General features: G+C 64.4%; 36 protein-coding genes, 1 tRNA gene and 1 riboswitch. Of the genes, 17 read left to right on the forward strand and 20 right to left on the reverse strand.

What is annotated here, in order from left to right:
• Nucleotides 1–29 precede the first annotated feature (29 nt).
• The 5 genes from gltX (at nt 30) to gcvP (ending at nt 7,569) form a co-directional block, all read left to right on the forward strand.
• Nucleotides 30–1,355, forward strand: coding sequence for a glutamate--tRNA ligase (gltX, locus tag JNJ68_RS18785; RefSeq protein ID WP_294985099.1), 1,326 nt, complete (start codon nt 30–32; stop codon nt 1,353–1,355).
• A gap of 78 nt (nt 1,356–1,433) precedes the next feature.
• Nucleotides 1,434–2,762, forward strand: coding sequence for an MATE family efflux transporter (locus JNJ68_RS18790; RefSeq protein WP_294985101.1), 1,329 nt, complete (start codon nt 1,434–1,436; stop codon nt 2,760–2,762).
• A 75-nt stretch (nt 2,763–2,837) separates the two neighbouring features.
• A riboswitch (glycine riboswitch) is annotated at nt 2,838–2,938 on the forward strand.
• A 156-nt stretch (nt 2,939–3,094) separates the two neighbouring features.
• Entirely contained in the window at nt 3,095–4,216 is a 1,122-nt protein-coding gene (gene gcvT / locus JNJ68_RS18795) for a glycine cleavage system aminomethyltransferase GcvT (RefSeq protein ID WP_294985103.1), read from the forward strand.
• 9 nt (nt 4,217–4,225) lie between these two features.
• Complete coding sequence (gcvH, locus tag JNJ68_RS18800) at nt 4,226–4,585, forward strand: glycine cleavage system protein GcvH (protein ID WP_294985105.1); 360 nt, start codon at nt 4,226–4,228, stop codon at nt 4,583–4,585.
• A 116-nt stretch (nt 4,586–4,701) separates the two neighbouring features.
• Complete coding sequence (gcvP, locus tag JNJ68_RS18805; protein ID WP_294985107.1) at nt 4,702–7,569, forward strand: aminomethyl-transferring glycine dehydrogenase; 2,868 nt, start codon at nt 4,702–4,704, stop codon at nt 7,567–7,569.
• A 30-nt stretch (nt 7,570–7,599) separates the two neighbouring features.
• Here gcvP and JNJ68_RS18810 read toward each other — a convergent pair whose 3' ends face one another.
• On the reverse strand, nt 7,600–8,145 hold the full coding sequence (locus JNJ68_RS18810; protein WP_294985109.1) for a winged helix DNA-binding protein: 546 nt from the start codon (nt 8,143–8,145) through the stop codon (nt 7,600–7,602).
• A gap of 128 nt (nt 8,146–8,273) precedes the next feature.
• Between JNJ68_RS18810 and JNJ68_RS18815 the strand changes: the two genes are divergently transcribed.
• Both JNJ68_RS18815 and JNJ68_RS18820 read left to right on the forward strand, forming a co-directional pair.
• Nucleotides 8,274–9,365: an LLM class flavin-dependent oxidoreductase gene (locus JNJ68_RS18815; RefSeq protein WP_294985111.1), complete on the forward strand. Its 1,092-nt coding sequence runs from the start codon at nt 8,274–8,276 to the stop codon at nt 9,363–9,365.
• On the forward strand, nt 9,365–9,850 hold the full coding sequence (locus JNJ68_RS18820; RefSeq protein ID WP_294985113.1) for a flavin reductase family protein: 486 nt from the start codon (nt 9,365–9,367) through the stop codon (nt 9,848–9,850). Before JNJ68_RS18815 ends, JNJ68_RS18820 begins: the two co-directional genes overlap by 1 nt.
• Here JNJ68_RS18820 and JNJ68_RS18825 read toward each other — a convergent pair.
• On the reverse strand, nt 9,847–10,494 hold the full coding sequence (locus JNJ68_RS18825; protein ID WP_294985116.1) for a hypothetical protein: 648 nt from the start codon (nt 10,492–10,494) through the stop codon (nt 9,847–9,849). The genes JNJ68_RS18820 and JNJ68_RS18825 overlap by 4 nt on opposite strands.
• Before the next feature lie 125 nt (nt 10,495–10,619).
• Here JNJ68_RS18825 and JNJ68_RS18830 point away from each other — a divergent pair, with 125 nt between their 5' ends.
• The 6 genes from JNJ68_RS18830 to JNJ68_RS18855 all read left to right on the forward strand — a co-directional run bounded on the left by JNJ68_RS18830 (nt 10,620) and on the right by JNJ68_RS18855 (nt 13,254).
• Nucleotides 10,620–11,306, forward strand: a complete 687-nt coding sequence (locus JNJ68_RS18830; RefSeq protein ID WP_294985118.1) for an AzlC family ABC transporter permease — start codon at nt 10,620–10,622, stop codon at nt 11,304–11,306.
• Nucleotides 11,303–11,626, forward strand: coding sequence for an AzlD domain-containing protein (locus JNJ68_RS18835; RefSeq protein ID WP_294985121.1), 324 nt, complete (start codon nt 11,303–11,305; stop codon nt 11,624–11,626). Before JNJ68_RS18830 ends, JNJ68_RS18835 begins: the two co-directional genes overlap by 4 nt.
• 54 nt (nt 11,627–11,680) lie before the next feature.
• Nucleotides 11,681–11,998: a DUF3775 domain-containing protein gene (locus JNJ68_RS18840; protein ID WP_294985123.1), complete on the forward strand. Its 318-nt coding sequence runs from the start codon at nt 11,681–11,683 to the stop codon at nt 11,996–11,998.
• 61 nt (nt 11,999–12,059) lie between these two features.
• Nucleotides 12,060–12,503, forward strand: coding sequence for a thioredoxin TrxC (gene trxC / locus JNJ68_RS18845; RefSeq protein ID WP_294985126.1), 444 nt, complete (start codon nt 12,060–12,062; stop codon nt 12,501–12,503).
• Nucleotides 12,504–12,563: 60 nt separating this feature from the next.
• A tRNA-Ala gene (locus tag JNJ68_RS18850) sits at nt 12,564–12,639 on the forward strand.
• Nucleotides 12,640–12,921: 282 nt separating this feature from the next.
• Nucleotides 12,922–13,254 carry a hypothetical protein gene (locus JNJ68_RS18855; RefSeq protein ID WP_294985129.1) on the forward strand — a complete coding sequence of 111 codons (333 nt, stop codon included), beginning with the start codon at nt 12,922–12,924 and terminating at the stop codon, nt 13,252–13,254.
• A gap of 115 nt (nt 13,255–13,369) precedes the next feature.
• Here the strand turns inward: JNJ68_RS18855 and JNJ68_RS18860 are convergent, their stop codons facing one another.
• The 7 genes from JNJ68_RS18860 to JNJ68_RS18890 form a co-directional block, all read right to left on the reverse strand.
• A complete protein-coding gene (locus JNJ68_RS18860) occupies nt 13,370–14,134 on the reverse strand; it encodes a hypothetical protein (RefSeq protein ID WP_294985132.1) in 765 nt (254 codons plus the stop codon).
• Nucleotides 14,107–14,622 (reverse strand): hypothetical protein, encoded by a 516-nt coding sequence (locus JNJ68_RS18865; protein ID WP_294985135.1) that lies wholly within the window; start codon nt 14,620–14,622, stop codon nt 14,107–14,109. Before JNJ68_RS18865 ends, JNJ68_RS18860 begins: the two co-directional genes overlap by 28 nt.
• 10 nt (nt 14,623–14,632) lie before the next feature.
• On the reverse strand, nt 14,633–14,827 hold the full coding sequence (locus tag JNJ68_RS18870) for a hypothetical protein (RefSeq protein ID WP_294985137.1): 195 nt from the start codon (nt 14,825–14,827) through the stop codon (nt 14,633–14,635).
• Nucleotides 14,828–15,048: 221 nt separating this feature from the next.
• Complete coding sequence (locus JNJ68_RS18875) at nt 15,049–15,477, reverse strand: hypothetical protein (RefSeq protein ID WP_294985140.1); 429 nt, start codon at nt 15,475–15,477, stop codon at nt 15,049–15,051.
• Nucleotides 15,474–15,674 (reverse strand): hypothetical protein, encoded by a 201-nt coding sequence (locus tag JNJ68_RS18880; protein WP_294985143.1) that lies wholly within the window; start codon nt 15,672–15,674, stop codon nt 15,474–15,476. Before JNJ68_RS18880 ends, JNJ68_RS18875 begins: the two co-directional genes overlap by 4 nt.
• Nucleotides 15,671–15,871, reverse strand: a complete 201-nt coding sequence (locus tag JNJ68_RS18885) for a hypothetical protein (RefSeq protein ID WP_294985145.1) — start codon at nt 15,869–15,871, stop codon at nt 15,671–15,673. The genes JNJ68_RS18880 and JNJ68_RS18885 overlap by 4 nt, the downstream gene beginning before the upstream one ends.
• 44 nt (nt 15,872–15,915) lie before the next feature.
• On the reverse strand, nt 15,916–16,551 hold the full coding sequence (locus tag JNJ68_RS18890; protein ID WP_294985148.1) for a hypothetical protein: 636 nt from the start codon (nt 16,549–16,551) through the stop codon (nt 15,916–15,918).
• A gap of 98 nt (nt 16,552–16,649) precedes the next feature.
• On the opposite strand from JNJ68_RS18890, the gene JNJ68_RS18895 reads away from it, so the two are divergent.
• Together JNJ68_RS18895 and JNJ68_RS18900 are read left to right on the forward strand one after the other, a co-directional pair.
• Complete coding sequence (locus tag JNJ68_RS18895; RefSeq protein ID WP_294985150.1) at nt 16,650–16,886, forward strand: transcriptional regulator; 237 nt, start codon at nt 16,650–16,652, stop codon at nt 16,884–16,886.
• Complete coding sequence (locus JNJ68_RS18900) at nt 16,879–17,139, forward strand: hypothetical protein (protein WP_294985151.1); 261 nt, start codon at nt 16,879–16,881, stop codon at nt 17,137–17,139. Before JNJ68_RS18895 ends, JNJ68_RS18900 begins: the two co-directional genes overlap by 8 nt.
• Before the next feature lie 104 nt (nt 17,140–17,243).
• Here JNJ68_RS18900 and JNJ68_RS18905 read toward each other — a convergent pair whose 3' ends face one another.
• Nucleotides 17,244–17,450: a hypothetical protein gene (locus tag JNJ68_RS18905; RefSeq protein WP_294985153.1), complete on the reverse strand. Its 207-nt coding sequence runs from the start codon at nt 17,448–17,450 to the stop codon at nt 17,244–17,246.
• A 57-nt stretch (nt 17,451–17,507) separates the two neighbouring features.
• Nucleotides 17,508–18,797: a tyrosine-type recombinase/integrase gene (locus tag JNJ68_RS18910; RefSeq protein ID WP_294985156.1), complete on the reverse strand. Its 1,290-nt coding sequence runs from the start codon at nt 18,795–18,797 to the stop codon at nt 17,508–17,510.
• Nucleotides 18,798–19,610: 813 nt separating this feature from the next.
• On the opposite strand from JNJ68_RS18910, the gene JNJ68_RS18915 reads away from it, so the two are divergent.
• Entirely contained in the window at nt 19,611–20,033 is a 423-nt protein-coding gene (locus tag JNJ68_RS18915; protein WP_294985158.1) for a hypothetical protein, read from the forward strand.
• Nucleotides 20,034–20,035: 2 nt separating this feature from the next.
• Nucleotides 20,036–20,659 carry an SOS response-associated peptidase gene (locus JNJ68_RS18920; RefSeq protein ID WP_294985161.1) on the forward strand — a complete coding sequence of 208 codons (624 nt, stop codon included), beginning with the start codon at nt 20,036–20,038 and terminating at the stop codon, nt 20,657–20,659.
• A 62-nt stretch (nt 20,660–20,721) separates the two neighbouring features.
• On the opposite strand, the gene JNJ68_RS18925 is transcribed toward JNJ68_RS18920, so the two are convergent.
• The 9 genes from JNJ68_RS18925 to JNJ68_RS18965 all read right to left on the reverse strand — a co-directional run bounded on the left by JNJ68_RS18925 (nt 20,722) and on the right by JNJ68_RS18965 (nt 25,045).
• The gene (locus tag JNJ68_RS18925) at nt 20,722–20,997 is read right to left on the reverse strand and encodes a hypothetical protein (RefSeq protein ID WP_294985162.1); all 276 of its coding nucleotides are present in this window, start codon (nt 20,995–20,997) and stop codon (nt 20,722–20,724) included.
• Entirely contained in the window at nt 20,987–21,559 is a 573-nt protein-coding gene (locus JNJ68_RS18930) for a hypothetical protein (protein ID WP_294985164.1), read from the reverse strand. The genes JNJ68_RS18925 and JNJ68_RS18930 overlap by 11 nt, the downstream gene beginning before the upstream one ends.
• 383 nt (nt 21,560–21,942) lie before the next feature.
• Complete coding sequence (locus JNJ68_RS18935; RefSeq protein WP_294985167.1) at nt 21,943–22,497, reverse strand: hypothetical protein; 555 nt, start codon at nt 22,495–22,497, stop codon at nt 21,943–21,945.
• The gene (locus tag JNJ68_RS18940) at nt 22,497–22,712 is read right to left on the reverse strand and encodes a transcriptional coactivator p15/PC4 family protein (protein ID WP_294985170.1); all 216 of its coding nucleotides are present in this window, start codon (nt 22,710–22,712) and stop codon (nt 22,497–22,499) included. Before JNJ68_RS18940 ends, JNJ68_RS18935 begins: the two co-directional genes overlap by 1 nt.
• Before the next feature lie 94 nt (nt 22,713–22,806).
• Nucleotides 22,807–23,124 (reverse strand): hypothetical protein, encoded by a 318-nt coding sequence (locus tag JNJ68_RS18945; RefSeq protein ID WP_294985173.1) that lies wholly within the window; start codon nt 23,122–23,124, stop codon nt 22,807–22,809.
• Nucleotides 23,121–24,017, reverse strand: coding sequence for a hypothetical protein (locus JNJ68_RS18950; RefSeq protein WP_294985176.1), 897 nt, complete (start codon nt 24,015–24,017; stop codon nt 23,121–23,123). The genes JNJ68_RS18945 and JNJ68_RS18950 overlap by 4 nt, the downstream gene beginning before the upstream one ends.
• Nucleotides 24,014–24,334, reverse strand: coding sequence for a hypothetical protein (locus JNJ68_RS18955; RefSeq protein ID WP_294985179.1), 321 nt, complete (start codon nt 24,332–24,334; stop codon nt 24,014–24,016). Before JNJ68_RS18955 ends, JNJ68_RS18950 begins: the two co-directional genes overlap by 4 nt.
• A gap of 106 nt (nt 24,335–24,440) precedes the next feature.
• On the reverse strand, nt 24,441–24,626 hold the full coding sequence (locus JNJ68_RS18960; protein ID WP_294985182.1) for an AlpA family phage regulatory protein: 186 nt from the start codon (nt 24,624–24,626) through the stop codon (nt 24,441–24,443).
• Nucleotides 24,627–24,727: 101 nt separating this feature from the next.
• The gene (locus JNJ68_RS18965) at nt 24,728–25,045 is read right to left on the reverse strand and encodes a hypothetical protein (RefSeq protein WP_294985185.1); all 318 of its coding nucleotides are present in this window, start codon (nt 25,043–25,045) and stop codon (nt 24,728–24,730) included.
• Nucleotides 25,046–25,259 lie beyond the last annotated feature (214 nt).

The raw sequence follows: 25,259 nt of genomic DNA on the forward strand, positions 1-25,259 counted from the left end.
CAGGGAAGGGCGCTTGAAGGAGCCCCCCGATGACCGTCACCACCCGCTTCGCCCCCTCGCCCACTGGCTGGATCCATGTGGGCAACCTGCGCACTGCGCTGATGAACTACATGATCGCCCGCCAGAACGGCGGGACCTTCATCCTGCGGCTGGATGACACCGACCAGGAACGGTCGAAACAGGAATATATCGACGGGCTGAAGGCGGACCTCGACTGGCTGGGCATCCGCTACGACCGGATCGAGCAGCAGTCGAAGCGGATGGACCGTTATGCCGCGGCGGCGGAGCGGCTGAAGGCGGCAGAGCGGTTCTACGAATGTTTCGAGAGCCCGGTCGAGCTGGACCTGAAGCGGAAGAAGCTGCTGAACATGGGGCGTCCCCCGGTCTATGACCGCGCGGCGCTGGCCCTGACCGAAGAGCAGAAGGCGGCCTACCGCGCCGAGGGGCGGCAGGGCTACTGGCGCTTCAAGCTGGATCAGGAGCGGATCGAGTGGAAGGACGGGATCATCGGGCCGATCTCGATCGACGCCGCGTCCGTCAGCGACCCGGTGCTGATCAAGGCGGACGGGCAGGTGCTGTATACCTTCGCCTCCTCGGTCGATGACGTGGAGATGGGGGTCACCCATATCGTGCGCGGGGCCGATCATGTGACGAACACGGCGACGCAGATCCAGATCATGAAGGCGCTGGGGGGCATCCCGCCGACCTTTGCGCATCACAGCCTCCTGACCGGACCGCAGGGCGAGGAATTGTCCAAGCGGCTGGGCGTCCTGTCGCTGCGCGACCTGCGGGCGCGGGGGGTGGAGCCGATGGCTTTGTTGAGCTTGATGGCGCGGCTGGGGTCGTCGAAGCCGGTGGAGCTGGCGGCCTCGATGGACGATCTGGTCGCGGGGTTCGACATCGGGTCGTTCGGCGCGGCGCCCACCAAGTTCGACGCCGAGGACCTGTTCCCTCTGACCCGCCACCATGTGCAGGCGCTGCCCTTCGCGGCGGTGAAGGAGCGGATCGTGGGCTTGGGTGTGCCGGACGCCGAGGCAGAGGCGTTCTGGGCGGTGGCCAAGGGCAACATCACGGTGCTGGACGATCTCGGGCAGTGGTGGACGCTCTTCCGCGACGGGGCGGAGCCGGTGGTGGACGAGGCGGACCGGGAATTCGTGGCGCAGGCCCTGGCGATGTTGCCGGCGCGGCCCTGGACCACGGCGACCTGGGGCGAGTGGACTTCCGCCGTCAAGGAGGCGACGGGGCGCAAGGGCAAGGACCTGTTCCGCCCGCTGCGCCGGGCGCTGACGGGTCGCGATGCCGGGCCGGAGATGGCGGATGTGATGCCGCTTCTGCGCAAGGTGCCGGGCGTCTGAGCCCTTGGGCAGCCGCCGGGGGCGCTTCGCCCCCCGGACCCCCCGAGGATATTTGGGCAAATGTGAAAGGGCTTTGGCATGGCGGTGCCGCAGGCGAGGTTTGTCGAGGGCAACCTCTTCCGTCATGTGGCGGTGATGTCGCTGACCGGATCGGTCGGGCTGATGGCGATCTTCATCGTCGACCTCATCAACATGGTCTATATCTCCTGGCTGAAGGACCCGGTGCTGACGGCGGCCACGGGCTATGCCGGGGCGGTGATGTTCTTCACCACGGCCTTCGGCATCGGGCTTTCGATTGGGGTGTCGGCGCTGGTGGCGCAGGCGGTGGGCGCGCGCGATCCGGTGCTGGCGCAGGAGCGGGCGACGGTCGGGCTGATGCTGAGCCTGATCCTCGGCACCGGCTTTGCGGCACTGGTGTTGGTGCTGCTGCCCTGGATCGTGCCCGCTTTGGGCGCGACCGGGCGGACGGCGGACGAGACGCTGCAGTTCCTGCAGGTCTACACGCTGAGCCAACCCCTCCTGATCCTTGGCATCGTCGGCTCGGCCATCCTGCGCTCCTATGGCGAGGCGCGGCGGGCGATGATGGTGACGGTCTGGGGCGCAGTGGCGCTGGCCGCGCTGGACCCGGTGCTGATCCTCTGGGCGGGCTGGAAGCTGGAAGGCGCGGCTATTGCCGGGGCCGGGTCGCGCGTGGTCATGGCGACGGTGGCGCTGATGCCGGTCTGGCGGCGGATCGGCGGTTTCGCTCCGCTCAGTCGCGAGGCGTTGACCAGCGGGCTGGGGCCGTTGTTCGCGATCTCGGGCCCGGCGATCCTGACCCAGATGGCGACGCCGGTCGGGCAAGCCATCGTGACTCGGATGGTCGCGGGCTATGGCGAGGCGGCGGTGGCGGGGATGGCGATTGCCGGGCGGCTGACGCCGGTGGCTTTCGCGATGATCTTCGCGCTGGCCGGAGCGGTGGGGCCGATCATCGGCCAGAACCTCGGCGCCGGGCAGATGGCGCGGGTACGGCGGACCTTCCGCGAGGCGGTGGTCTTCACCGCGCTGGTCATCACCACGGTCTCGGCGGTGCTTTTCGTGCTGCGCGGGCCGCTGGCGGACCTCTTCCATGCGACGGGCGAGACGCGGGAGCTTCTGTTCCTGTTCTGCGGGCCGCTGTCGCTTCTGTTCTTCTTCAACGGGCTGATCTTCGTCGCCAATGCCACCTGCAACAACCTTGGCGCGGCCTACCAGTCGACCGTGATCAACTGGGCGCGGCATACGCTCGGCACGGTGCCCTTCGCCGCGCTTGGCGCGCAATGGGCGGGCGCGGCAGGGGTGCTGATCGGACAGGCGACGGGGGGCGTGGTCTTCGGTCTTCTGGCGATCTGGCTGGCCTGGCGGGTGATCCTGCGCCGCACGCTGTGATGTCGCTGGCCTGCGGCATACCGTCGTATTCCGTTTTCCTCTTGCCCGGACTGGGGGCTTTGCGCTAGGCAAGGCGCGTCAGGTTCGGGAGAATCCGGCGGGCCTCAACAGCCCAAAGGTGCCGAAGGAGCAACCGCCCCGGTAAACTCTCAGGCGCAAGGGACCGTAGCTGACGAAGAGACTCTGGAGAGTTCCCGCGCAAGGCGGGACGCCGAAGGGATAACGATCTCAGGCGTGCCGCAAGGCGCAGGGACAGAGGGGGCATCGCAGGGTGGGGATCGGCCCGCCTGTCGGTGCCGGTGCGTTTTCCGGCCAATGGGGGAGGGGCGGCGATGGCCGACCTGAAGGAAGCGGACCTGCTGCATCTGGGGCTTGAACGCCTGCATGAAGAGCTTGGCGGCAAGATGGTGCCCTTCGCGGGCTACCTGATGCCGGTGCAATACCCGGACGGCGTGCTGAAGGAACACCTGCACACGCGCAGCGCCGCCGGGCTGTTCGACGTCAGCCACATGGGGCAGGTGATCCTGCGACCGAAGGGCACGATGGAGGCGCTGAAGCTCGCCTTCGAGGCGCTGATGCCGGTCGATGTGCTGGGGCTGGCCGAGGGGCGGCAGCGCTATGGCCTGTTCACCAATGACGGCGGCGGCATCCTCGACGATCTGATGTTCACCAACCGGGGCGATCACCTTTATGTCGTGGTGAATGCGGCCTGCAAGGCGGCGGACATCGCGCACATGACCGCCGGGATGCCGGGGGTTTCGGTGGAACCCGTGACCGACCGGGCACTGCTGGCCTTGCAGGGGCCGGGGGCCGAGGCGGCGCTGGAGGCGGTCGTGCCGGGCATCGCGGCGATGCGGTTCATGGATCACCGGGTGATCGGGGACATCTGGGTCAGCCGGTCGGGTTATACCGGCGAGGACGGGTTCGAGGTCTCGGTGCCCGAGGCCGAGGCCGAAGGGTTCGCGCGGAAGCTGCTGGCGCAGCCGGGCGTGGCGCCCATCGGGCTTGGCGCGCGGGACAGCCTGCGGCTTGAGGCGGGGCTGTGCCTCTACGGCCATGACATCGACACCTCGACCTCGCCCATCGAGGCCAATCTGACCTGGGCGCTCCAGAAGGCCCGCAAGGCCGGTGGCGCCCGCGAGGGCGGCTTCCCCGGTGCGGCGCGGATCCTGAAGGAACTGGCCGAGGGGCCGGAGCGGGTGCGCGTGGGCCTGCGCCCCGAGGGCCGGGCCCCGATGCGCGAAGGCGTGGAGCTGTTCGCCGATGACGGCACGCCGGTCGGCCGCGTCACCTCGGGCGGGTTCGGGCCTTCGGTGAATGCGCCGATTGCGATGGGCTATGTCGCCCGCGCCCATGCTACACTCGGCACGACCCTTCTGGGCGAGGTGCGCGGCAAGCGCCTGCCCGTGACCGTATCCGAGCTTCCCTTCCATCCCACCACCTACAAGCGTTGAGGCAATGCGATGAAATACACCAAGGAACATGAATGGCTGCGCGTCGAGGGTGACCATGTGGTCGTCGGCATCACCGAACACGCCGCGACCCAGCTGGGCGACGTGGTCTTCGTGGAACTGCCGGAGACCGAGACGCAGGTGGCCGAGGGCGACGAGGTCTGCGTGATCGAAAGCGTCAAGGCGGCCAGCGACATCCTGGCGCCGATCGACGGTGAGGTGGTGGCGGTCAACGAGAAGCTGGTCGACAACCCGGGCCTGGTGAACGAGGACCCGACGGGCGCCGCCTGGTTCTTCAAGCTGAAGGTTGACGACCTGAGCGTGCTCGATCAGTTCATGGACGAGGACGAGTATCAGGACCTGATCGGCTGACCGCCCCACGCGCGCGCGCGCCCCAAATTTCTTAAGCAAGAAATTTGGCAAAATCCTTGCTTAAGGATCTTGGGGACTTGGTGCCGGGCGCATTCACTGACCATTCGAGGTGTCCCATGACCTTCACCCCCACCGACTACAACCCCTACGACTTCGCCAACCGCCGCCACATCGGCCCCTCTCCGGTGGAGATGGAGGAGATGCTGGCCGCGACCGGCGTGCGTTCGCTGGACGAGCTGATCGAGCAGACCGTGCCGGCCTCGATCCGGCAATCGGAGCCTTTGAGCTGGGCGCCGCTGGCCGAACATGAGCTTCTGGCGAAGATGAGCGAGGTATCCCAGAAGAACCGGGTGATGGCCTCGCTGATCGGGCAGGGTTATTACGGCACTGTCACACCCCCGGCGATCCAGCGGAACATCCTGGAGAACCCGGCCTGGTATACCGCCTACACCCCCTACCAGCCCGAGATCGCGCAGGGACGGCTGGAGGCGCTCTTGAACTTCCAGACCATGATCTGCGACCTGACGGGCCTCGACGTGGCGAACGCCTCGCTCTTGGACGAGGCGACGGCGGCGGCGGAAGCGATGACAATGGCCGAGCGGGTCGCGAAGTCGAAGGCGAAGGCCTTCTTCGTCGACCGCTTCTGCCATCCGCAGACCATCGCAGTGATCCGCACCCGGGCGATGCCGCTCGGGATCGAGATTATCGAGGATGACGTGCGGAATCTCGACCCGACCAGGGTGTTCGGGGCGATCTTCCAGTATCCCTCCAGCTACGGTCATGTCGTCGACTTCACCGTCCGCATCGCGAAGCTGCATGCGGCCGGGGCTATCGCGATCATGGCGACGGACCTTCTCGCGCTCTGCATGCTGAAGGAACCCGGCGCGATGGGTGCCGATATCGCGGTCGGCTCGGCGCAGCGCTTCGGCGTGCCGATGGGCTATGGCGGGCCGCACGCTGCCTTCATGGCGGTGAAGGACGCGCACAAGCGGCAGATGCCGGGGCGGATCGTCGGGGTGTCGATTGATGCACAGGGCGGCAAGGCCTACCGGCTGTCGCTCCAGACCCGTGAGCAGCATATCCGGCGCGAGAAGGCCACGTCGAACGTCTGCACGGCGCAGGCGCTTCTGGCGGTGATGGCCAGCATGTATGCCGTCTTCCACGGACCGAAGGGGCTGCGGGCGATTGCCGAGCGCGTGCATTTCCTGACCCAGCGGCTGGCCCGCGCCTTGAAGGCGGCGGGGGCCAAGGTCTCGCCGAAAGGGTTCTTCGACACGATCACCGTCGAGGTCGGGGTCGGTCAGGCGGGCATCCTTGCGGCGGCGCGGAACGAGGGGCTCAACTTCCGCAAGATCGGCCTCGACCGGGTGGGGATCAGCCTGGACGAAACGACGGATGAGCGGGTGCTGATCAAGGTCCTCCGCGCCTTCGGGATCGAGGGCGTGCCGCCGCACCGGGCGACGCTGGGCTTCCCGGAAGAGATGCTGCGGACGACCGACTACCTGACCCATCCCGTCTTCCATATGAACCGCGCCGAGAGCGAGATGATGCGCTACATGCGCCGGCTGTCCGACCGCGACCTGGCGCTGGACCGGGCGATGATCCCGCTCGGCTCCTGCACGATGAAGCTGAACGCGGCGGCGGAGATGATGCCGATCACCTGGCCGGAGTTTGGCTCGCTCCACCCCTTCGCCCCGCGCGACCAGGCGGCGGGCTATGCCGAGGCGATCACCGACCTGTCGGCGAAGCTCTGCGAGATCACCGGCTATGACGCCTTCTCAATGCAGCCGAACTCGGGCGCCCAGGGGGAATATGCCGGACTTCTGACCATCCTCGCCTATCACCGCGCGCGGGGGGACCATGATCGCAAGGTCTGCCTGATCCCGACCTCGGCGCATGGCACCAACCCGGCCTCGGCGCAGATGGCGGGGATGGAGGTCATCGTCGTCAAATCCGCTCCGAACGGCGACGTGGATGTCGAGGACTTCCGCGCCAAGGCCGAGGCGGCAGGCGACCGGCTGGCGGCCTGCATGATCACCTATCCGTCGACGCATGGCGTCTTCGAAGAGACGGTGAAGACGATCTGCAAGATCACCCATGACCACGGCGGGCAGGTCTATATCGACGGGGCCAACATGAATGCCCTCGTCGGGCTGGTGAAACCCGGCGAGATCGGTGGGGATGTGAGCCACCTGAACCTGCACAAGACCTTCGCCATCCCGCATGGCGGCGGCGGGCCGGGCATGGGACCCATCGGGGTGAAGGCGCACCTTGCGCCGCATCTGCCGGGTCATCCGGAGACCGAAGGCTCCGATGTGGCACGGCTGCACGACAACGATCTCGGGACCGTCTCGGCGGCGCCCTATGGGTCGGCCTCGATCCTGCTGATCAGCTGGGCCTATTGCCTGATGATGGGCGGGCCGGGCCTCACGCAGGCGACGCGGGTGGCGATCCTGAACGCGAACTACATCGCGGCGCGGCTTTCGCCCCACTACCCGATCCTGTTCATGGGCAACAAGGGCCGGGTTGCGCATGAATGCATCCTCGACACCCGCCCCTTTGCCGAGGCGGGGGTGACGGTGGACGACATCGCCAAGCGGTTGATCGACAACGGTTTCCACGCGCCGACGATGAGCTGGCCGGTGGCGGGGACGCTGATGGTGGAGCCGACAGAGTCCGAGACCAAGGCCGAGATCGACCGTTTCATCACTGCCCTTCTGGCAATCCGCGAAGAGATTGCGGCGGTGGAACGCGGCGAGATCAGTTCCGAGGACTCCCCCCTCCGCCACGCGCCCCACACCGTTGCGGCGCTGGTCGGCGAATGGAACCGGAAGTACAGCCGCGAGGCCGGATGCTTCCCGCCCGGCGCGTTCCGGGTCGACAAGTACTGGCCGCCGGTGGGTCGGGTCGACAACGTCTACGGCGACCGCAACCTGATCTGCACCTGCCCGCCGATCGAGGCCTATATGGAAGCCGCGGAGTAACCCAAGGGCCGGGCCCGCGACAGGGCCCGGCTACCCCCGCCGATGCGTCGCCGCCACGCGCGAGATTTCCTCGTAGATGCCCGACAGCAGGTTCAGCGTCCGCGTCGCCTCGGCCAGGCGGTCGGAAAAGCCGGGCACGTTGGCCACCGCCTGCAACAACAGCCGCCGCCTGAGCGCGCCGTAGTCATCGGTCACGCGGCGCCCTTCGTCCGTCACCATATAGGTCACGCCCGACCGCCCCGCCCCCTTGCGCAGCACCAGCCCTGCGCCGATCAGCTTGCGCAGGGAATACTGGATGTTCGGCACGTCGTCGCGGTTGGTCAGCCGGGCGAGGTCCTTGATCGTCTTGGGCCGGTCATTCATGCGGATGATGTGCAGCAGCGCATTCTCCGGCCCGGTCGCCGCCAGATCACAGACCGAGGCCAGGCATTCCGACTGCCAGCGCCCGAATCCCTCGAAGGTCCGCATCAGCGCGAATTCCAGTTCGGTCGTGTCGACCTCGACCGCGCTTTCCGCCAGGTGCCAGCGCAGGTCGAGGCCGGGGGTTTCACCGGCATCATTTTGAGTTCGAACCATTTTCTTCTCCCGCCGCCGCGCTCTGCCAGCCTGCGAAGTTTTGCCGCACCTGACGGTTGACGCAAATGGAATTTACGATAGACTTTCAAACATAAAATATCACCAAAACCACAACAGGGATCACCGACATGCCACACCACCCGATGCTCTCGGGCGACCGTTTCCGCTTGGGTACTTTTTCGACCAACTGCTCCTCGGGGATGACCCCCACCAAGGTGCCCGAACGCTGGGTCAACAGCTGGGACAACAACCTGAAGCTGGCGAAGATGCTGGACGAGGCCGGGATCGACTTCATGCTGCCGATCGCCCGCTGGATCGGCTATGGCGGTGAAACCGATTTTCACGGCGGCGTGCTGGAGACGATGACCTGGGCCGCGGGCCTTCTGGCGGCGACGAAGAACATCGCAGTCTTCGCCACCATCCACACCGCGGCGAACCATCCGGTCGTGGTGGCCAAGCAGATCGCCACCATCGACCAGATCGGCCACGGCCGCGCGGGCCTCAACATCGTCGCGGGCTGGAACAAGCCGGAGTATGAGGCGCTTGGCCTCAGCCTGCCGGACGACCATGAAACCCGCTATGCCTATGCGCAGGAATGGTTCGACCTGGTGCAGAAGCTCTGGACCTCGGACGAACATTTCGACTGGGACGGCACCTATTTCAAAGCCAAGCGGGTGAAGGGCGACCCGAAGCCGATCCGCGGCTCGGTCCCGATCATCAACGCGGCGGGCAGCCCGCAGGGGCGCGGCTTCGCCACCGACAACGCCGATTTCCTGTTCACCCCGGCCATCGACCTGGAGCGGTCGAAGGGCGAGATCGCCGAGCTCAAGGCACAGGCCGCCGCCAAAGGCCGCAAGGTCGACGTGCTGACTTTCTCCCACGTCATCTGCCGCCCGACCGAGGCCGAGGCGAAAGCCTATGCCGACTACACCGCCGTGCAGAACGCCGATACCGATGCGGTCGACAACCTGGTGCGGCTGCAGTTCGCCCATGCCCACAGCTTCCCGCATGACCTTCTGGCCCAGATCAAGCATCTCTTCGCGCTGGGGCATGGCGGCTACCCGCTGATCGGCACGCCGGATCTGGTGGCGGAAGGTATCCTGAAGCTGCACGCGACGGGCTTTGCGGGAACCACGCTGTCCTTCGTCGACTATGTCGAGGAGTTCCCCTATTTCCGCGACACTGTGCTGCCGAAGCTTCAGGCAGCGGGCATCCGCTAGTGGACGCGAAAAGCTTCCGCGAGGCGACCAAGGCCTTCGTCGGCAATTGCAGCGTGATCACCGTGGGCGATGGTGACGAGGCTTCGGGCCTCGTCGTCACCTCGGTGATCTCGCCCTCGGCTGATCCGCCGCTGCTGTTGGCCGTGGTCAACCGCAGCGCCTCCAGCCACGGGTTGCTTCACAGCTATGGCCGCTTCGGCTGGTCCTCGCTGGGCCGGGCGCATCAGGCGGTGGCGGAGCGGTTCTCGGGCTTCGGGGGCGTGAAGGGCGCCGCGCGCTATGAGGGGGCGGAGTGGGAAACCGCCGTCACCGGCGCGCGGCTTCTGGTCGGCGCGCCTGCCGCCTTCGACTGCACGGTCGAGGAGATGATCGAACGCGACACCCATTCGATCCTGACCGGCCGGGTGCAGGCGGTCCGCACCACCCCCGGCGCCGGAGGGCTGGTCTACTGGAACGGGGCCTTCCGGGCGCTGGATCCCGCCTAGGGCTGCGGCTTCGGCGCGGGCGTGCCAAGCGCCCCGCCGGGCCGGGTGCCAAGCCCGCCGCCCGAACCGACGCCGCTGGTCTTCGGCTTGGTCAGGTCCGGCACCTTGGGCGGCGTCTTCACGCCGGGCGTCGTACCCAACACCTTGCCGCCGCCGCCTTGTCGCGCCAGGCAATCCTGCGCCTGCACCAGCGCCGGGCTGATCCCGTCCACGTCGAAACCGTCGTCGATCCCCATCCCCAGCATCCGCAGGTAGCGGCCGCTGTTCAGGAAATCCACCGTGGCCTGGATGCCGTCATAGGTGATTCCGCCATAGTCGGCGTCCCAGGCCTCGCCGTTGCCGATGGCGGGGATGCCGGTTTCCATCATCACCCACAGCTCGAACTTCTGGCCGGGCTGGAACTTCACGTCGGGCTGCCGAAGCAGGATCGACAGCGTGTCGTTGGGGTAAAGCCCGATCCACAGATCCTGCCCGTTCTGGTAGCTGACGGTGATGTAGCAATAGGAGAACGCGCCGCGGTCGTCGGTGTAGGCCCCGCCGATCCAGTTGCCGGCCTCGAACTCCGACCCGGGGATTTCCCTGGATTGTGCGAGGGCCAGCGTCGGCGCAAGGGCGAGGGCGGCAGCGAGGGCAAGCGAGCGCATGGGGCGGTTCCTGAGCAGGTTTCGACGATCAGAATGACGGCGCGGGGCGCATCGCGCAAGTCAGGCTTTCCGCAACAATGACGCAGCATTGACCGGAGGCGCTGCCCAAGGTAGCGCTTGCGGCGATGACCCGGACCCGCCCGCCTTTCCTTGACGGCCTTGCCGCCAGCCTGCCCATCGTCATGGGCTATTTCCCCATCGCCTTCTCCTTCGGCGTTGCCGCCACCCAGGCGGGCTTCACCGGGCTGGAGGCCTTTGCGCTCTCGCTGATCATCTACGCCGGGGCCTCGCAATTCCTGGCGCTGGCGCTCCTGTCCTCGGGCGCGCCGGTGCTGGTTGCCGCCTTCACGCTGATCGCGATGAACCTGCGCCACGTCCTTTACGGTCCCGCCCTGATGCGCGAGGCGGGCGAGGGCGCGACCCGCCGCCATGCCTGGGCCTGGGCCTGGGGCCTGACGGACGAGGTCTTCGGTCAGGCTTTGGGCGCGCTGGCGCGAGGGCAGCGGTTTTCCGAACCCTATATGTTCGGTCTCGGCCTTGGCGCCTATGCCTCCTGGGTCTCGGGTACCGTGGTCGGCGCCTATGCCGGGGGTGGCGCGCTGGAGGGCTGGCCCGCGGTGAACGCGGGGTTGGGTTTCATGCTGCCCGCCCTCTTCCTCGCGCTTCTCCTGTCGATCCTGAACCGGCGGCAGCTGCCGGTGATCGTGGTGGCGGGGTCGGTGACGGTGGTGGCCACGCTGGCGATCAGCGCGACCAGCGGCATCCTTCTGGGAATGCTGGCCGGGGCGGTGGCGGGGGTCCTGCGCAAATGAGCTGGGACCTGCTGACCGTCGCCCTGATGGCCGGGGCCGCGAACTGGGCCTTCCGCGCCCTGCCGATCCTCGCGCGGATGGAGCGGGTGGCCGCCTCGGGCTGGCTGGGCCGCTTCCTCGCCTCGACCGGCCCGGCAGCCATCGGCACGCTTTTCGTCGCGGCGATCCTGCCCTCGCTGGTGCCCGACCTCGCCCGCCTCCTGCCGGTGATCGTCGGCACGCTGGCGGTGCTGGCGGTCTGGTTCACCCGCAAGTCCGTCGTGCTCGCCACGCTGGCCGGGGCGCTGGCGCATGGTGCGACGACCTGGACCCTCGGCTGATGCTTGCGCGCTGCCGCCCATTGCGCGACCATGCCTGAAACGAAGGAGACCGCCATGTTCGAGATCAGCCCGCAGAAGGTGGTGCATGTGATCTACCTGGCCCGCGAAACGGGGGCGGGGGATGCCGAGCTGCACGCCTTCATCGACGCGCTGAACGATGACGATAAGGCGCAGCTGACGGCGGTCGCCTGGGTCGGTCGCGGCGCGTTCGAGCCCGAGGATTTCGACGAGGCGGTGGCAACGGCGCTGGCCGAGGCGACGACGCCCACGGCGGACTACCTGATGGGCATGCCGCACCTGGCCGAGAACCTGGAAGCGGGCCTTGAAGCGCTGGGCGTCGACGTGGCGGGCGAGGAAGAGGATTTCCTCTGACGCCCTTGCGCGCGGGTCGGGCGCAGCACATCTTCAAGGCTTGAAAGATGTGGGGAACACCATGCCCGTGGTTGATGCCGTGAAACTGACCTGCGCCACCTGCGGCCAGTCAAACCGCGTGCCGGTCGCCCGGCTGGCGGACAGCCCGAAATGCGGGGTTTGCGGTGCGGTGCTGCTGGATGGCGGCGTGGCCGAACTGGATGCCGCGACGCATGACAAGGTGACGCAGGGTGATGGCCTGCCGGTGCTGGTCGACTACTGGGCGCCCTGGTGCGGCCCCTGCCGGATGATGGCCCCTGAATTCGCCAAGGCCGCCAGGACGCTGGCTCCGGGCGTGCGGCTGATGAAGCTGAACACCGAGGACCATCCGCAGGTCTCCGCCCGCGCGGGCATCCGCGGCATTCCGGCGCTGATCCTTTACCGCAAGGGCCGCGAGATCGCGCGCCTCGCAGGTGCGCGCCCGGCGGCGGACATTATCGCCTTCGTGCGTGACCATGCCCAATGAAGCCGCGTCGGACCCGGCTTGACTCTCCCCCCGATTTGCGATGAATACGGCGGCGCGGATGGGGCAGTAGCTCAGTTGGGAGAGCGTATCGTTCGCAATGATAAGGTCAGGGGTTCGATCCCCCTCTGCTCCACCAATCTCCATTGATTTTTTTGAAAAAAATGGGGGCTCTTGCGCTGTACCCGCCTAAGCGCCCGCCTAATTCAGAACGCTTAAGGTTCTACTCTGGCAGCTCTCGTGGACGAGTTGCGCTGCCTTTGAGGCGGGCCGGACGACCGGTTGTTACCGGCGAATAGCAGACACAGATCGACTCCCGTAAAGGTTGCAGATTCTGAACACAGTCGCGTCACTCTCTCACCCCTTTTCCCGGACAACACACCCGGACATCGATCAACCGTGTCTAGGAAGAAGTCCTCAAATGAATGTAAAGACAGTCTCGCTCGTTGGTGTGCTCTTGCTTTCGGCGTGTGCCAAGCAGCCCGACCAAATCGCCGCCGTCGAGGTGGGGGCGGACTCTTACTCGCGCCATTCGTGCAAGCAGTTGGTTTCTGAGAAGACCAAGATTTCGCAGGAACTGGACAACCTCAGCGCCCGGCAGAAGTCTGCTGCCAGCGGTGATGCTTGGGGTGTTTTCCTGCTTGGTTTGCCGCTCTCCAGCATGTCGGGTGGCGACCAAGAGGCGCTGATTGCAGTCGCCAAGGGCAAGGTGCAGGCTATTGACCGTCAGATCGTGGCCAAAGGCTGCCGTTAACGGAGGCCGTGAAGGAACCCCAACACCAGCGATTTAGCCACCATGCAACTCCGCTACAAAGAAAAGCCCCGCGCGACGCGGGGCTAGTTCCGGGGAAGGGTCCGGGATGGTGGGTTTAGGCTGCTGCCTTCAGGTAAGTCTCAATCGTGGCATCTGGGCGAATGATCGGCGCAACACTGGAGATTAGCTGAAGCTTCGGCCCGACCATTTCGGGCGTAGGTGTTACAGCGATAAGGCGTGGAGCTTGTTCCAGCCGGGACAGGTCAGAAAGCTTTGTGAATGTCGCGGCTATCGAGATCGGATCCTTGGTGAACATGTCGAACACCAGTAGACCACGATCAGTCTTTACCACAGCGTCCACTTCATACTCGGCAGTAGAAGCCCCGATCATCCCCGCGTGGTGCTGGACCTCGGCATTTGGGAAGGCCATGCCGATCCGCTCATACAGGGTGTTAATGGTGCTGGCGGCCTTTGCGCGGGCCGCGCGGGCGATGGCCTCATCCACCACTTCCTTGATCAGGCTGGCCATGGCGACAATCGCCCCGTGCAGTCTTTCTGCGCCGACGCGAATGAAAAGCATGGAGTGACCGTCGAACAGCGCGCCATAGGGCGTAATCTTGGCGCGCGCCACGGCTCCGAACGTGCGTTCGCTGACCATGGCCAAGGTGGCCTCGAAGTGGGCGGTTCCATCGTCGGAGACCATGAACGTCCCACCTGGCTCTGCCCAGACAGAAACGTCGACCATGGACCCGGTGCAAAGAGTGACCGGCATAGAAATACGATAGCGCCCGCCAACGGCATCCAAGGACACCAGCCGGGCGACAGCTGCATCGACTGCAACGTCAACGCCCTTCAGATGAGTGTGGTTCGGGGTTCCCATGGCGGTACTGGCATGTCCTTCAGGTTCTGAATATGGAGCAATTCGCCCGCTTGTGCTAGAAGATCGTCAAGATTGTCTGGGATCGGGTCCAAGGGTAACGCGACTGGCAAGTCGTATCCTCGGTCAAAAAGTTCATCGAAGCCAAAGAGATAGTGCAGTTCTGGGTCGTGGAAGTGTGTCCGACCTGCATCAACGAAGCGATGCGGGCCACACCCGGCCAACGTGTTTCCGTGTCCTAGGCCACGCCAATCCACCCTGGCGATGCATCTCGGTCTCAGCTTGATTTCGGCGAGAAGGTTGAGGGCCATCCGCTCGTCGGGCCGCTCTGGCGCGCACATGGCCATGAAGGTAACGCCGCTCATGATGAAGCCATCCGCTTCCAAGCTGCCCGTTAGGCGCAGCGTGTCGTTGACGGGCTTCCATGACGAGAAGGCAAGGACACGCTTCGGTGCATTTACCGCCGCACAGATGTCCTTAAGGCTTTTCAACGCCCGCGCCTCACGGGTTCTTCTCCGCTTCCACCATCGCCGCCCAAGCCTTATCCCCCAGCACGATCCGCAGAACCGCGTCCACTGTCGGCAGGTAGCTCACCCACATGGGGCCGCCGTCGAACATGACGTCTGGCGGGTGGCCTTCGAGGTTGCAAAGGGCGCGAGCGGCGCGCTCGCGGGGGGATTTGGGGCGGGAAGTCATGGCGGCCAGAGAGCTTTCGTCGGATCGTCTGCTGTGGCTGAAACTGACTCAGTCGCAACGCACCCGTCCAGTGCTTTTGTTTGGCATCTGCGACCGGGGCGCTGGTCGCAGGGGGGAAGGTCTATAGGCGCCACCTGCGCAAATGGAAAAGCCCCGCGCTGGGCGGGGCGTTTCGTCGCTGTGAGGGCCAATGCCGGGATTGGTAGTTTGACAGGTGATGGTCAGGTGTCCGCGCATCCGTATTCTGCTTCGCGTGCAATCCTCTTGGCGTTGCCGAGAATGGCGCTGAGATGGTCCAGATCGCGGGACAAGAGTTCCAGCGCCCACATAACCTGATCCGCAAACCAGAGCAGCGCATCACGATCCGGCCCCGGATTGGCGGTATCCAAGTCCCGGATCATCGGACGCAGTGCCTTGGCCATGTGCAAGGCTTCCTCGAACTTGCCGGGATAGGTCGCGCCGTTCGGGTGCATAAGCCTAAGGGCTGCATCTACAATGGCCTCTGGATCTGTTGGAAGCGTGGCTTCAAACGCTGCTTGCCGTTGCCGCAACGCGTCAACTTTCGCGCGGTTGTCGTTGAGAATGAACTCTGCGCAAAGGGCGTAGCCCTCTACCTGCTCGTTCTCCCAAAGAGAGACGGGCCGCGTCATGCATCCTCCTCCGGCAGGTTGGTGCTGTCCAAGCCCAACTGCAGCTCTTTCACCAGCGTGTAGATTTCCCCGACAAGAACGAAGCCAAGGTTTTCCCGTTCCGGGCGACCGAAGCAGGCAGACAATGCGCCCGACAAGCATTCGGCGAGATTGGCGGTCTGTTGCAGTTCGTGGAAGTAGGCTTGCCGATCGTTCATTGTGCCCGCTCCATGGCTGCGTGGCTAATCTTGATGGCAAGGCGCTGGTGCAGCACCGCGTTCATCAGAAAGTCGGGCGTGAAGTCCTGCGGTCGCTCGCCCAGCGCGTCCAGCGCCAAGGTGAGCATGTCGTGCAGTTCGTTCCACTTCTCCTCTGGCAAAACGCCGGGGGCCGATTGGCTGCTCTGGCTCTGCATGGGCAGGTTCCTTTCTCGGTTGTCAGGATGGGGAGGCAAGCCGATCAGGCCGCCGGGGGAAAGTTGTGCGTCGCGCCGTCTACCTTGATAGTCAGGACGGTGGCGAGGTTGACCGACCGGGGGGCTTTCGCTTGGGTATCCCAGACCGGCAGGAGGTTCGGATGGCGCTGGGCGCGGGCTTCAGCCGCCTTGCGCCCTGCCTCGCTGGCGGCCTCGCCCTTGACGTGGAACTTGAGGGCGGCGGGCTGCACCCGCATGACGCGGCGGGTTCCGTCGGTCTTGATGAAAGTGACGACGCAGAAGCGACCTTGTGCGGAGGCGATCAGCGCCCGCTTGGCGGCGAAGTCCTCGGCCACCGCGTCGGCTTCCCGCGCTACAGCCTCGCCTAGCGCACGGCGCGCGGCGGCGAGACGCTCGATACCGTCGAAGCCCAGCCGGTCGGTGTTTTCCATGTTTTCGATTTCCGCGCGGATCGAGGAGGCGGTGCGCCCGGCGAATTCAGCTACCCGTTCCGCAGCCCGGCGGGCGGTCTCGACAGCGCGGCGGGCCGCTTCCTTCGCATTCCACCAGACCAGCTTGAGGGCGCGCGACAGGCGCTGGCCCCAAGTCTCGCGGTTGCCCGCGAAGCGGCGGGCGATGGTCCAGGCTTCCGTCATGATCTGGGCGCGGTCGAAGGTCATTGCGGCTTCTCCGTTGTGCTGTTAGCATATAAATAGGGCCGACAGCATATGCTGTCAACCCACTAAAAGTGCTGACAGCACAAATATTGAGGCATCATATGACCGCAGATCAGTTCAGAATGGCGAAAGCGGCGCTGGGCATCGCCAATCCAGAGCTTGCCGAAGCGACCGGCCTGCACCGGAACACGCTCAACAAACTCGACAAGGGCGAAGGGAAGGCGTCTACGGTCCAGCTCGTGCGGCTGACGCTAGAGGCCCGGGGGATCCAGTTCCTGGAAGGTGGCCAAGTGGCGGCGGGACCGGGTGTTGCAGTGAAAGGGGCGGTCGATGGATGACGACGACTTCAAAGAGGAAATGGCGAAGCTGAGAAAGTTTAGGAACGAAACTGAATGGCTTCCGCTGCTCGTCATTGCCATTTTCTGGGGCGGGCTATGGTGGAACGGCATCAAGCCGGAGCCACAAATCAATGCCCTCTTAGGGGCCGTCGCCGTAGTCGGATACCTTGTTTTCCGGGAAGTGCGGGCCATGCATGCGACCATCCTGCATTCGCAAATTTTGGCGGCAAGAGGCAAACACATTCGATTGTAATCAGTGCTCTATCGCCGTAAGCGCGCCTCTGGTTTTTGCCTGCAATAACAGTTGCAAAACGTAGGTTCACTTATCGTCCGCGACCCGGGATTTAGCGGAACTCTTCAAACTTCGTCGTGCCCCCATCGCTCCGGTCCGCTCAGATGATCGGTTGTCCATGGGCGGCGGTCAATCCAAGGCTGCACCGTCAACGCATCAAGAATGCTGCCGCGCGCCAGAGCGAGAAACGCCTCCGCTGTCGCATGGAAACCCTGTCTCTCGGCTGCGCTGGCGGCCAAAAGAGCACGGAAAGTCACTTCGTCAGGAAACATGGCGGAAAACTCCTCGCAGCCACTCCAAAGCCGTAGCAGCAGCCGGTTAACAGGCGGTTAACCCGGTCGGCCATGAATGCCAAAGGCTTCAAGCACCTCAGATGGGGTCCGAATGGAGCTGCGCTGACGCCGGTCGGCTGGCGCAAGACCGCCGCCGTAGCTGCGCCAGTCATTGCCATGGACGGCAGCCCATATCGCTTCCAGCCTTGGCCGTTGCAGCCGTGCCTCCGCCTGGTAGGCCTCGGACAATGGGGAAAACCTGGTCCTGATCTGATCCTCTCTGAACTGCTCCGCCAGATGGCCATAGGTCGCCGCGACAGAGCGGGTGTCTGCGTGACCAAGTTGGCGGGCCACAAGGCTCAAGGGCACTCCGTTCCGCACCAGGTCGCTGGCGTATGTGTGGCGAAGTCCATGGAACACGAATTCCGGGGGAAGCCCGGCTTGGCTGACCGCACGCCGGAACAGGTTCGCGTGCTGCCGATTCCAGACCTTCCCCTTGTCGGATAGCAGGACGCGGTCGCCCTGTTCCTTGCCCTCGCAGAGCGAAAGAAAGAACGCCATCGCCTCATCAGGCAGGAACACAAAGCGGGCAGGCGCGAGTTTGAACGCGGACACATGCAGCCCAAAGACCTCTCTACCCACATCACCGACCCTGAGTTGCCCCAACTCGCCAACGCGGCATCCGGTATAGAGTCCCGCTAGCACCAGGTTCGCGAGCGCTGGCGTACAGTTGCTCAACAGCCTGTGGCATTCGTCGCGGTCTAGGAACAACGTCCTGGCCGCCGGAGGAACCGCAATCCGATGCAGACACCTCAGGGGGCGATCCGACGAAATTCTTCCGCTATCCCAGGCATGCCGAAACGCCATCCGCAGTACGGTGATGACGCTATTGAAGGCCCGCTTCGCGCGCCTGACCAGATCGGCAGAAGGATCAACGTTGGAAGTCCCAGCTCTGGCCCGCGTGGCGTGCGTGGCAAGAACACGTTGCGCAATGTCGCGCAGGTGGCGGGCGTTGAACTCTTCCAGGGCCTCGCTCAGTATCGGCCCCGACAGGTGAAAATTGATCAGCACGATATTGTTGTAGTGTCCGCCGGGGGAGCGGGCGATGCGCGACCATTCAAGGTAGTCGGCAAGTGCCGAACCGACCGTGTAGACCGACCCATAGGGGCAGAAATTGAGACCTTCCGCCTTTCCTATCGGCCTCGCGCTTTTCGCGACTGCGCGGACAGGTTCGCTCTCGAACCATGCGATGGCGAGACGAAGTGCGCTTTCGTAGCTGATGGCTTCCGGGTCGCATTCGCGTGCCGAGGCCAGCCTGCGCTGAACGTAGCGGCCTCCAACGGTCATGAAGCGCGCTGTCCAGGTGCAGATTCTGGCGTTTGGGACGTAGACACCGATTTGCCTGCACCTTGCCACCGAATGCCAATAGGGCGGCTCGCGCGGCCTCAGTTCGCGGCGTTGCTCAACCTTTGAAAAGGGGCATACGGGGGCTGACGCCCAGCCCATTGGCGCAAGCCGATCACATTCCGGGGCCTTCATTGTCGCTTCCTCCATGTCCGTGACCGATGGTGTGTAGCAGCGCATGGACCGTCCGAAGAACGCAACGACCGAGCGCTCTGGCGCGAGGGGATTAATCATTGCGGCGGCAACGGCCCGATTGCGGCCTATGTTCTGACAAGCTCGCACGGGAAGCTTGCCATTCAACCTGGAGGATACCATGCGAATCTTTGTCACAATCGCTTTTGCGACCGCCATTTCTGCTCTGTCTCCCCTGCCTGCAGATGCTCATGGCGGCGGGTGCCGCAAGAACTCCCCGCCCGGTCAGTGCTGCCACATGGACAACAGCACCGGGTACGTGCACTGCCACTGACGGGCATTTTCGGTTATAGTTTCAGTGCCTGATCAGTACCTATTCTCGGGTGCGTCAGGCCCGCCTGTTACCAAGAGATAACAGGCGGGTCCGGGCGCTGATCTACCGTTGTTTTCAGCGCGTCTTTTGGCTGCCGAAAGACCTTCATCGAGTGTGACCAGCGGGACGGGACCTCAGGGTTATGTTAGGGTGGTGAGCGGTGCGCCTGACAGTCTGATCCGCCCCTGTTTTCAGCATCAAGAGGGGTTAGCGTCCGTCCGTTGTGCTGCAGTGGTCTTGAGTGCTTCGGCGTGACGAAGGCCAAGACTTCTTCGGCATTGTCGCATCCAGACTTGCGCGAATCTTGCGCGAATGTTCTCTCTATGTTCTCGTGGTTGGCCTCGACAGGAATCACTGCCATGCCCGCCGCCGGTCCATCCGGGAACCCGTTCCGCAACCGCCGCATGTGCGATGCCGCCCACGACGGGATGCTCATCACCCTGCGCTGCAACGGTTGCCGAAGGACATTGCACTTCTGGGCTGCCGATCTGGTCAAGGTCGTGGGTGAGCATCACCAAGTCCACCTTGCACCCTGGCCGTGTAGCCGGTGTCAAACGGCAGATTTCATCGACGTCTCGTGGACCGTTCCGGGCGCTGCGATGCTGACTGGCTTGACCGTGCGGCGCCCTGTCCGCAAGATCGAGCGCTGGCTTTGGCGGAACGAAAAGGCCTGACGATGTGCAACCTCTACAACCAGACCACTGCCGCCGAGGCCATGCGCCAGCTTTTCGCCGACATGGACAATCAGGCGGGCAACGTCGAAACAGGCGACGTCTACCCTGACCGCATGGCGCCTATCATCACGGCAGAGGGTGGCGGTCATGCCCTGCGCAGCGCCAGATGGGGCCTGCCGTCGCCACCGCAGTTCCACAGCCCGTCTGGCATAGACCGGGGCGTGACCAACGTCCGCAACACCGGCTCGCCCCACTGGCGGCGCTGGTTGGGGCCGGATCACCGCTGCCTGGTCCCTGTGACCAAATTCGCCGAACCGCGCCCCGGTGGCAGAGGATCGGGCAACGCCTGGTTCCGGTCGCGCGAGGAACGCCCGATGTTCTTCGCCGGGATCTGGGTGCCGGACTGGACCTCGATCCGCAAGCTGAAGGATGGCCAGACGACCGATGACCTCTATGCGTTCCTGACCTGCCCACCGAATGCCGAGGTGGGGGCGATCCACCCCAAGGCGATGCCGGTCATTCTAACCGAGGCGGATGAGTGGTCAGAGTGGCTGACTGCACCTTGGGCCGAGGCGGTGAAGCTGCAGCGACCGCTGCCGGACGGGGCGCTGGAGGTGGGTGATTAGCGCAGGCAGCGCGCAGTTCGGAGTTTCCTGCTTTCAGGAAAGGGAGGATCCATCTGAGGCGGCTAATCGGAAGTATCAGACCCGATCAGAGGAAGGGAAATCTCGCGGCTTTCGCGCAGCAGTTCCGCGACCATCTTGCGCATCTCCTCAGCCTGCTTCGCCCGACCGCCGTGGCGATAGGCCGGGTTGAGCTTCCCAGGCCCAGCGCCGCCGCGCGCGCCGTGCATCCGGCACACGGTCCAGCCCCGGACGGGGTGATTGCAGCAAGGCAGGCCTGTCCGCTTGCTGCGTGCGGTGCAGCGGGGAACCTGCTGCAAGGGGTAGCCGTCAGGTTTCATCTTCGCCCCTCCCCCCGTGGTTGACGTTTCCAACGACTGCTTGCGCCCCGTTCTCGACTGTCACCCGCTCGACCCGGACAACCTGTTGCCCCTTCGATCGATAGCGCTTCAGCGTGTCCATCTGGACGGCATAGCTGCGGCTGAGCTTGTTCAATGCCCGCTCGGCTGCATCCTGTTGCGGGATATTCTCGACATGGTTCAAGCGCCGGGCGAGCATCAAGGTCGCCTGGTGAATGGCGGCCATCTGCGTCAGCAAGAGCACTTCGGCGGCATCGCGGGGCTGCATGGCATCGACAAAGCCAAGTACGAAGTTCGTGGACTTTTCGTCCGCGCGCTTCTTGTGCGAGCCGAGACACGCTGCTTGAGAAAGCACCATGTCGGCGACCGGCACGGTGCTGGCACCTTTCAGGATGCGGTCCCATTTCCCGCGCGCAGTGATGTGCAGTACCTCGTCTTCCCACTTCAGTTCGGCACGGGGCGGATCGACATTGGCGGCAGTGGGAGACCACGCGGCAGGTTGGTCCATATCCTTGCCTTTGGCTTTCAAGCTCCGTGAGGTCATGCCTGCGTCCTCCCCGGGTGTGTGCTGCGTATTGTCTGGCATGCGGGGTTAGCCACCGTCGTTTCCTTTCCAGGGTGTTGGATAGCTGGGCAGCGCCGCGAGAGTATCGCGGGCCAAGGTGCGGGCGGCATTTGGCGAAAGGGGGCGGCTATATGTCCCGCATTTCCAGCATCTCCACAAAACCCCCACCCCCGGTTTTGCCTGCTCTCGGAGCGAACGAAGGGGGGCGCGGGTAGCCAAGAGACCGGCCCTCCAGACTTTTGCCCACCCCCAATGTTCGGCGTCTTGTCGATCCGCAGAGGTGCCATGCAGCACCGCCGAGGCGGTGGGTATGGTAATTAAGGATGTCCTCATTTTAGGGACAGGGACGGTGCAGAAACTGCTCATTTCGTCCCTCTTTTTGGGACAGGCTGTCCTCTTTTTGGGGACAGGGTTTGCCGAAACGTCCCTATTTCGATGACAGGGTTGTCCTCATTTTGGTGACAGGGTTTTGTTTTTCCGTTCCTGCCGGTCGGGTTGTTGGTCAGCGTCTTGATGACCGGGAAATCGCCGCCCTCGCGCCAGCTCTGGTAAAGCTTCCGGCCTGAGGGCTGGTTCGGCAACTCGATCTCGGTCAACTCATAGGCTGGGGATTTGGCCTCGCCAGTGAAGCCAAGGCTCGCCGCTTCTTTGACGACCAGGAAGCCCTTCTTCTGCAGGGCTATGAACGCCTGTGCCGCCGCGTTCTTGCTGCACCCCATCCGATCTGCCGCCTGCCTGACAGACAGCCTGAGCGTGCCGTTGTTGTTGGCCTTCGGTCCGTGCCATTCCAGCTTCAGCCACGGGTAGAGGGCTTGCGCAGTTGGCCCAAGCGCCCGCCAAGCATCGGTCTGCATAAGGTTGCGGACCATGACTGTGAAGTGTTCGGCCCGCCTTTCGTTTCTCTTGTCGCGCCCCATCAGTCGCCTCCGCCGTCGCTAGGGGCCACGATGGAGCAAATGGCCTTCGCGACTTCCAATGCACGATCCGGGCGCAACGCGATGCCCTGCTTGCCGGGTCGCATTTCGCCGTCTTGGGCGAGATACCAGGTGCGGATGTTCAGCAGGGGTGTGCCTCGGAAGTCGTCAAGTGACACTCTGACTTCCTCGCTGCGGTTCTTCTGGATGACTATCATTCTCTGCCCTCCCCATAGGCGAGGTGAGCGAGGGCGGCTGCCACAGGGCCAGAAAAGCCCCACAGGCGACGAAGGCGCAGGAGACGAAGGGCGGTCATGCGGTGCCCTCCATGCCCTGACAGGCGCGGAAGGTGTCAAGGCGGCCCTTCCCGAAGCGAACCGCCTCAACTGTCTCGGGGCCACACCCCAGCACGTCCGCCGCGTCGGCAGCAGCGTCACCCGTCCGAGTCGCATAGTCGCTGATGTTGTCCAGGATGACCGCCAGGTCAGCAGGGCCGCTGTTCAGGCCCTTTGTCGCCGCCTCTCGCGTCAGCGCGGCCAAAATGGCGATGTAACCCAGAAGACGGGCTTGCGGCGGCAGAGCCGTTTCGTCTGCGAGATGCGCAACGGGCTGTTGATCCGCGTCGGTCATGCCGCCACCCCCAGCCGGTCGAGGAGCAACAGGCGTGCTTCAGCTTCGCGGGCCAACACATCCACCCGTACCGTCGCAATCTGCCTGGCCTCCACCGCATCCCGCACGATCTGCGACAGCAAATCCGGTGGAATGGCCTCTGCCTGAACGGTCTCGCCCTGAAAGGCTCGATTGTCGGTCGGTTTGGGCGGGGCAGTTGGCAGGCCCAGCGCCTCTGCCTGTGCCCGTGTCACGGCAAGGCGGGTGAAGTTCGGGAAAGGCCCGCCAAGGCTCTGCACCATCGCCGAGACGTCTTCCGCAAGCGCGCTGAACAGGTGGACGCCGCTAGGGTCATGGTCGCCGACATGCAGGATTTCGACGCCCTCGCTGAATCCTTGGGCATCGGCGATTTCGCGGGCAAGCTCGTGCTTCGCAGTCAGGCTGTCGAAGCCACCGGACGATAGGACAGGGATGCCGTAGTCGGCGACCGCAGAGGCCAGCATCGGGGCCATGCCCGAGGCTTCGCAAAGCAGCCAGAGACGCGTTGGCTGGCCCTCCTGCCGGTCAAGCCTGAAGTTCCGCGCGGCCCTGGCGACGCCTTGCAACCATTCCTGCGGCCCTGACCACACATCGCCGCCGTGCCGTGTCCCGCCATCGTCCCGGATCGCGTCAAAGGCGATGAACCCGGCGCGGCGGGCGCGGCCCAGCGTCTCGCAGAGCCGGGAATAGGCCTGTTCCGTCTTGTCGTAGCCATGCACCCCAACAAGGCGATAGAAGACCTGCCGAATGGTGAGCGGCAGGTGCTCCTGATACTCGTCCAGCACACCGCGCACCTGCGCCAAAAGGGCCAGAGTGTCGGGCCGGGGGTTCCATGGCGCGAAGCCGCGCGGGCGGGTTTTCGGGCGCGCTTTCATGCGGCCACCGGCTGGGTGGCCTTGCGAGCCACCTTCGATCTGAGGAAATAGCGCCCGTGGCGGCCCGGGAAATCGCCCCCGTGCGGCTCGTCTTCGCGGATGATGGTCAGCCCGTGCTCGTGCCGCAGATCGAAGACATAGGCATGCAGCCGAGGCCCGTTCATTTCGATAGCGGTAAGGCCGCGCGGGCCTGCCAGGATCAGCATTTCCAGCGCCCAGCGGTCGCGGCCCATCAAGACAATTTCCCGCGTTTCTTTATCGGAGTCTTGGACCGTGTAGACCGCTCGGCCCCAGCGTTTCTGTTTCTCTTGGGTCATACTCTCTGCCTCATTGCGGGCAGGGTCGGATCGGGCTATATTCTGAGCATCCTGTAATGCCGTGAACGAATAGAGCCGCCGCCCTGCCGAGGTGTGGCGGTTTCGTTTAGGCGGCATGCGCCCGCGATTTCTCCCAAGCCTCAACTTCCGAGAGCCGCCAGCGGGTGCAGCCGGGTGTAAGGTTCACGGGTTTGGGGAAGGACGGATCAACCTTGGCCCAGCGCCAGGGGGTTGCCCTGTGGACGCCGTATCGGGCCGCGACTTGGGCGTCGGTGACGTAAACTTCTTGCATGTTGCGCACTCCCACGGATTACGATGGGAGGCAGGGTATTGCCGCGAAGTTGGCGCAGCGAGATGATCAAAAAGCTCAAAAATGTTTCAGAAAGTTATGATCTATTTCTGTTCTCGCTCTTTCGCTTCCTTAAGGTCAGCGAAGGCGCGTTTCAGTGACATCAAGCTGAAATCGTCGTCTAGAATGTCCAGCATCTCGCGGTGGACCTGCTTCCAAGACTTCGTCCGCTCGCTGCTACCGTAGTGTCGGAGGGCGGCTTCTGCAATTCTTTCACGTTTTTCCTTGGTTCTTCCCGGCCCTTTGGCCCGCTTCTGATGCTCGGTCTCTCTCTCGGGTGTAGCAGAATCGTCGATCCCATGAAGTGCATCGAGGTACGTCCTGAGGTCCTTCTCCAGAGACTCGAACTCGAGGATTTTCATGCAGAGTGCGCGGCCACGAAAACGGGCTGCCATCCAGTAGGCGTCGAGCCAATCGCTCAGCCTAAACCTGGCTGCTAGGGTCAGGACCCATTGATCTTCCACTTTCGGCGTGATTCAGGCTCTGCGAGGAGACTGACCGATGAGCAACCTTTTCTGGCTGACCGAAGCGCAGATGGCGCGGCTGCAACCCTTCTTTCCCAAGAGCCATGGCAAG

The organism is Tabrizicola sp., assembly GCF_016793705.1.
In the GTDB taxonomy this organism is placed as follows: domain Bacteria; phylum Pseudomonadota; class Alphaproteobacteria; order Rhodobacterales; family Rhodobacteraceae; genus Tabrizicola.

Coding starts and splice junctions, on each gene's coding strand:
- JNJ68_RS18840 (WP_294985123.1), top strand. CDS start 11,681: ATGTTCGAGATCAGCCCGCAGAAGGTGGTGCATGTGATCTACCTGGCC.
- JNJ68_RS18790 (WP_294985101.1), top strand. CDS start 1,434: ATGGCGGTGCCGCAGGCGAGGTTTGTCGAGGGCAACCTCTTCCGTCAT.
- JNJ68_RS18855 (WP_294985129.1), top strand. CDS start 12,922: ATGAATGTAAAGACAGTCTCGCTCGTTGGTGTGCTCTTGCTTTCGGCG.
- JNJ68_RS18835 (WP_294985121.1), top strand. CDS start 11,303: ATGAGCTGGGACCTGCTGACCGTCGCCCTGATGGCCGGGGCCGCGAAC.
- JNJ68_RS18935 (WP_294985167.1), bottom strand. CDS start 22,497: ATGGGGCGCGACAAGAGAAACGAAAGGCGGGCCGAACACTTCACAGTC.
- JNJ68_RS18960 (WP_294985182.1), bottom strand. CDS start 24,626: ATGCAAGAAGTTTACGTCACCGACGCCCAAGTCGCGGCCCGATACGGC.
- JNJ68_RS18870 (WP_294985137.1), bottom strand. CDS start 14,827: ATGACTTCCCGCCCCAAATCCCCCCGCGAGCGCGCCGCTCGCGCCCTT.
- JNJ68_RS18825 (WP_294985116.1), bottom strand. CDS start 10,494: ATGCGCTCGCTTGCCCTCGCTGCCGCCCTCGCCCTTGCGCCGACGCTG.
- JNJ68_RS18875 (WP_294985140.1), bottom strand. CDS start 15,477: ATGACGCGGCCCGTCTCTCTTTGGGAGAACGAGCAGGTAGAGGGCTAC.
- gcvP (WP_294985107.1), top strand. CDS start 4,702: ATGACCTTCACCCCCACCGACTACAACCCCTACGACTTCGCCAACCGC.
- JNJ68_RS18890 (WP_294985148.1), bottom strand. CDS start 16,551: ATGACCTTCGACCGCGCCCAGATCATGACGGAAGCCTGGACCATCGCC.
- gcvH (WP_294985105.1), top strand. CDS start 4,226: ATGAAATACACCAAGGAACATGAATGGCTGCGCGTCGAGGGTGACCAT.
- gltX (WP_294985099.1), top strand. CDS start 30: ATGACCGTCACCACCCGCTTCGCCCCCTCGCCCACTGGCTGGATCCAT.
- JNJ68_RS18940 (WP_294985170.1), bottom strand. CDS start 22,712: ATGATAGTCATCCAGAAGAACCGCAGCGAGGAAGTCAGAGTGTCACTT.
- JNJ68_RS18880 (WP_294985143.1), bottom strand. CDS start 15,674: ATGAACGATCGGCAAGCCTACTTCCACGAACTGCAACAGACCGCCAAT.
- JNJ68_RS18945 (WP_294985173.1), bottom strand. CDS start 23,124: ATGACCGACGCGGATCAACAGCCCGTTGCGCATCTCGCAGACGAAACG.
- JNJ68_RS18830 (WP_294985118.1), top strand. CDS start 10,620: ATGACCCGGACCCGCCCGCCTTTCCTTGACGGCCTTGCCGCCAGCCTG.
- JNJ68_RS18895 (WP_294985150.1), top strand. CDS start 16,650: ATGACCGCAGATCAGTTCAGAATGGCGAAAGCGGCGCTGGGCATCGCC.
- JNJ68_RS18965 (WP_294985185.1), bottom strand. CDS start 25,045: ATGAAAATCCTCGAGTTCGAGTCTCTGGAGAAGGACCTCAGGACGTAC.
- JNJ68_RS18925 (WP_294985162.1), bottom strand. CDS start 20,997: ATGAAACCTGACGGCTACCCCTTGCAGCAGGTTCCCCGCTGCACCGCA.
- JNJ68_RS18810 (WP_294985109.1), bottom strand. CDS start 8,145: ATGGTTCGAACTCAAAATGATGCCGGTGAAACCCCCGGCCTCGACCTG.
- JNJ68_RS18900 (WP_294985151.1), top strand. CDS start 16,879: ATGGATGACGACGACTTCAAAGAGGAAATGGCGAAGCTGAGAAAGTTT.
- JNJ68_RS18950 (WP_294985176.1), bottom strand. CDS start 24,017: ATGAAAGCGCGCCCGAAAACCCGCCCGCGCGGCTTCGCGCCATGGAAC.
- JNJ68_RS18930 (WP_294985164.1), bottom strand. CDS start 21,559: ATGACCTCACGGAGCTTGAAAGCCAAAGGCAAGGATATGGACCAACCT.
- gcvT (WP_294985103.1), top strand. CDS start 3,095: ATGGCCGACCTGAAGGAAGCGGACCTGCTGCATCTGGGGCTTGAACGC.
- JNJ68_RS18955 (WP_294985179.1), bottom strand. CDS start 24,334: ATGACCCAAGAGAAACAGAAACGCTGGGGCCGAGCGGTCTACACGGTC.
- JNJ68_RS18860 (WP_294985132.1), bottom strand. CDS start 14,134: ATGGGAACCCCGAACCACACTCATCTGAAGGGCGTTGACGTTGCAGTC.
- JNJ68_RS18885 (WP_294985145.1), bottom strand. CDS start 15,871: ATGCAGAGCCAGAGCAGCCAATCGGCCCCCGGCGTTTTGCCAGAGGAG.
- trxC (WP_294985126.1), top strand. CDS start 12,060: ATGCCCGTGGTTGATGCCGTGAAACTGACCTGCGCCACCTGCGGCCAG.
- JNJ68_RS18815 (WP_294985111.1), top strand. CDS start 8,274: ATGCCACACCACCCGATGCTCTCGGGCGACCGTTTCCGCTTGGGTACT.
- JNJ68_RS18910 (WP_294985156.1), bottom strand. CDS start 18,797: ATGACCGTTGGAGGCCGCTACGTTCAGCGCAGGCTGGCCTCGGCACGC.
- JNJ68_RS18920 (WP_294985161.1), top strand. CDS start 20,036: ATGTGCAACCTCTACAACCAGACCACTGCCGCCGAGGCCATGCGCCAG.
- JNJ68_RS18905 (WP_294985153.1), bottom strand. CDS start 17,450: ATGTTTCCTGACGAAGTGACTTTCCGTGCTCTTTTGGCCGCCAGCGCA.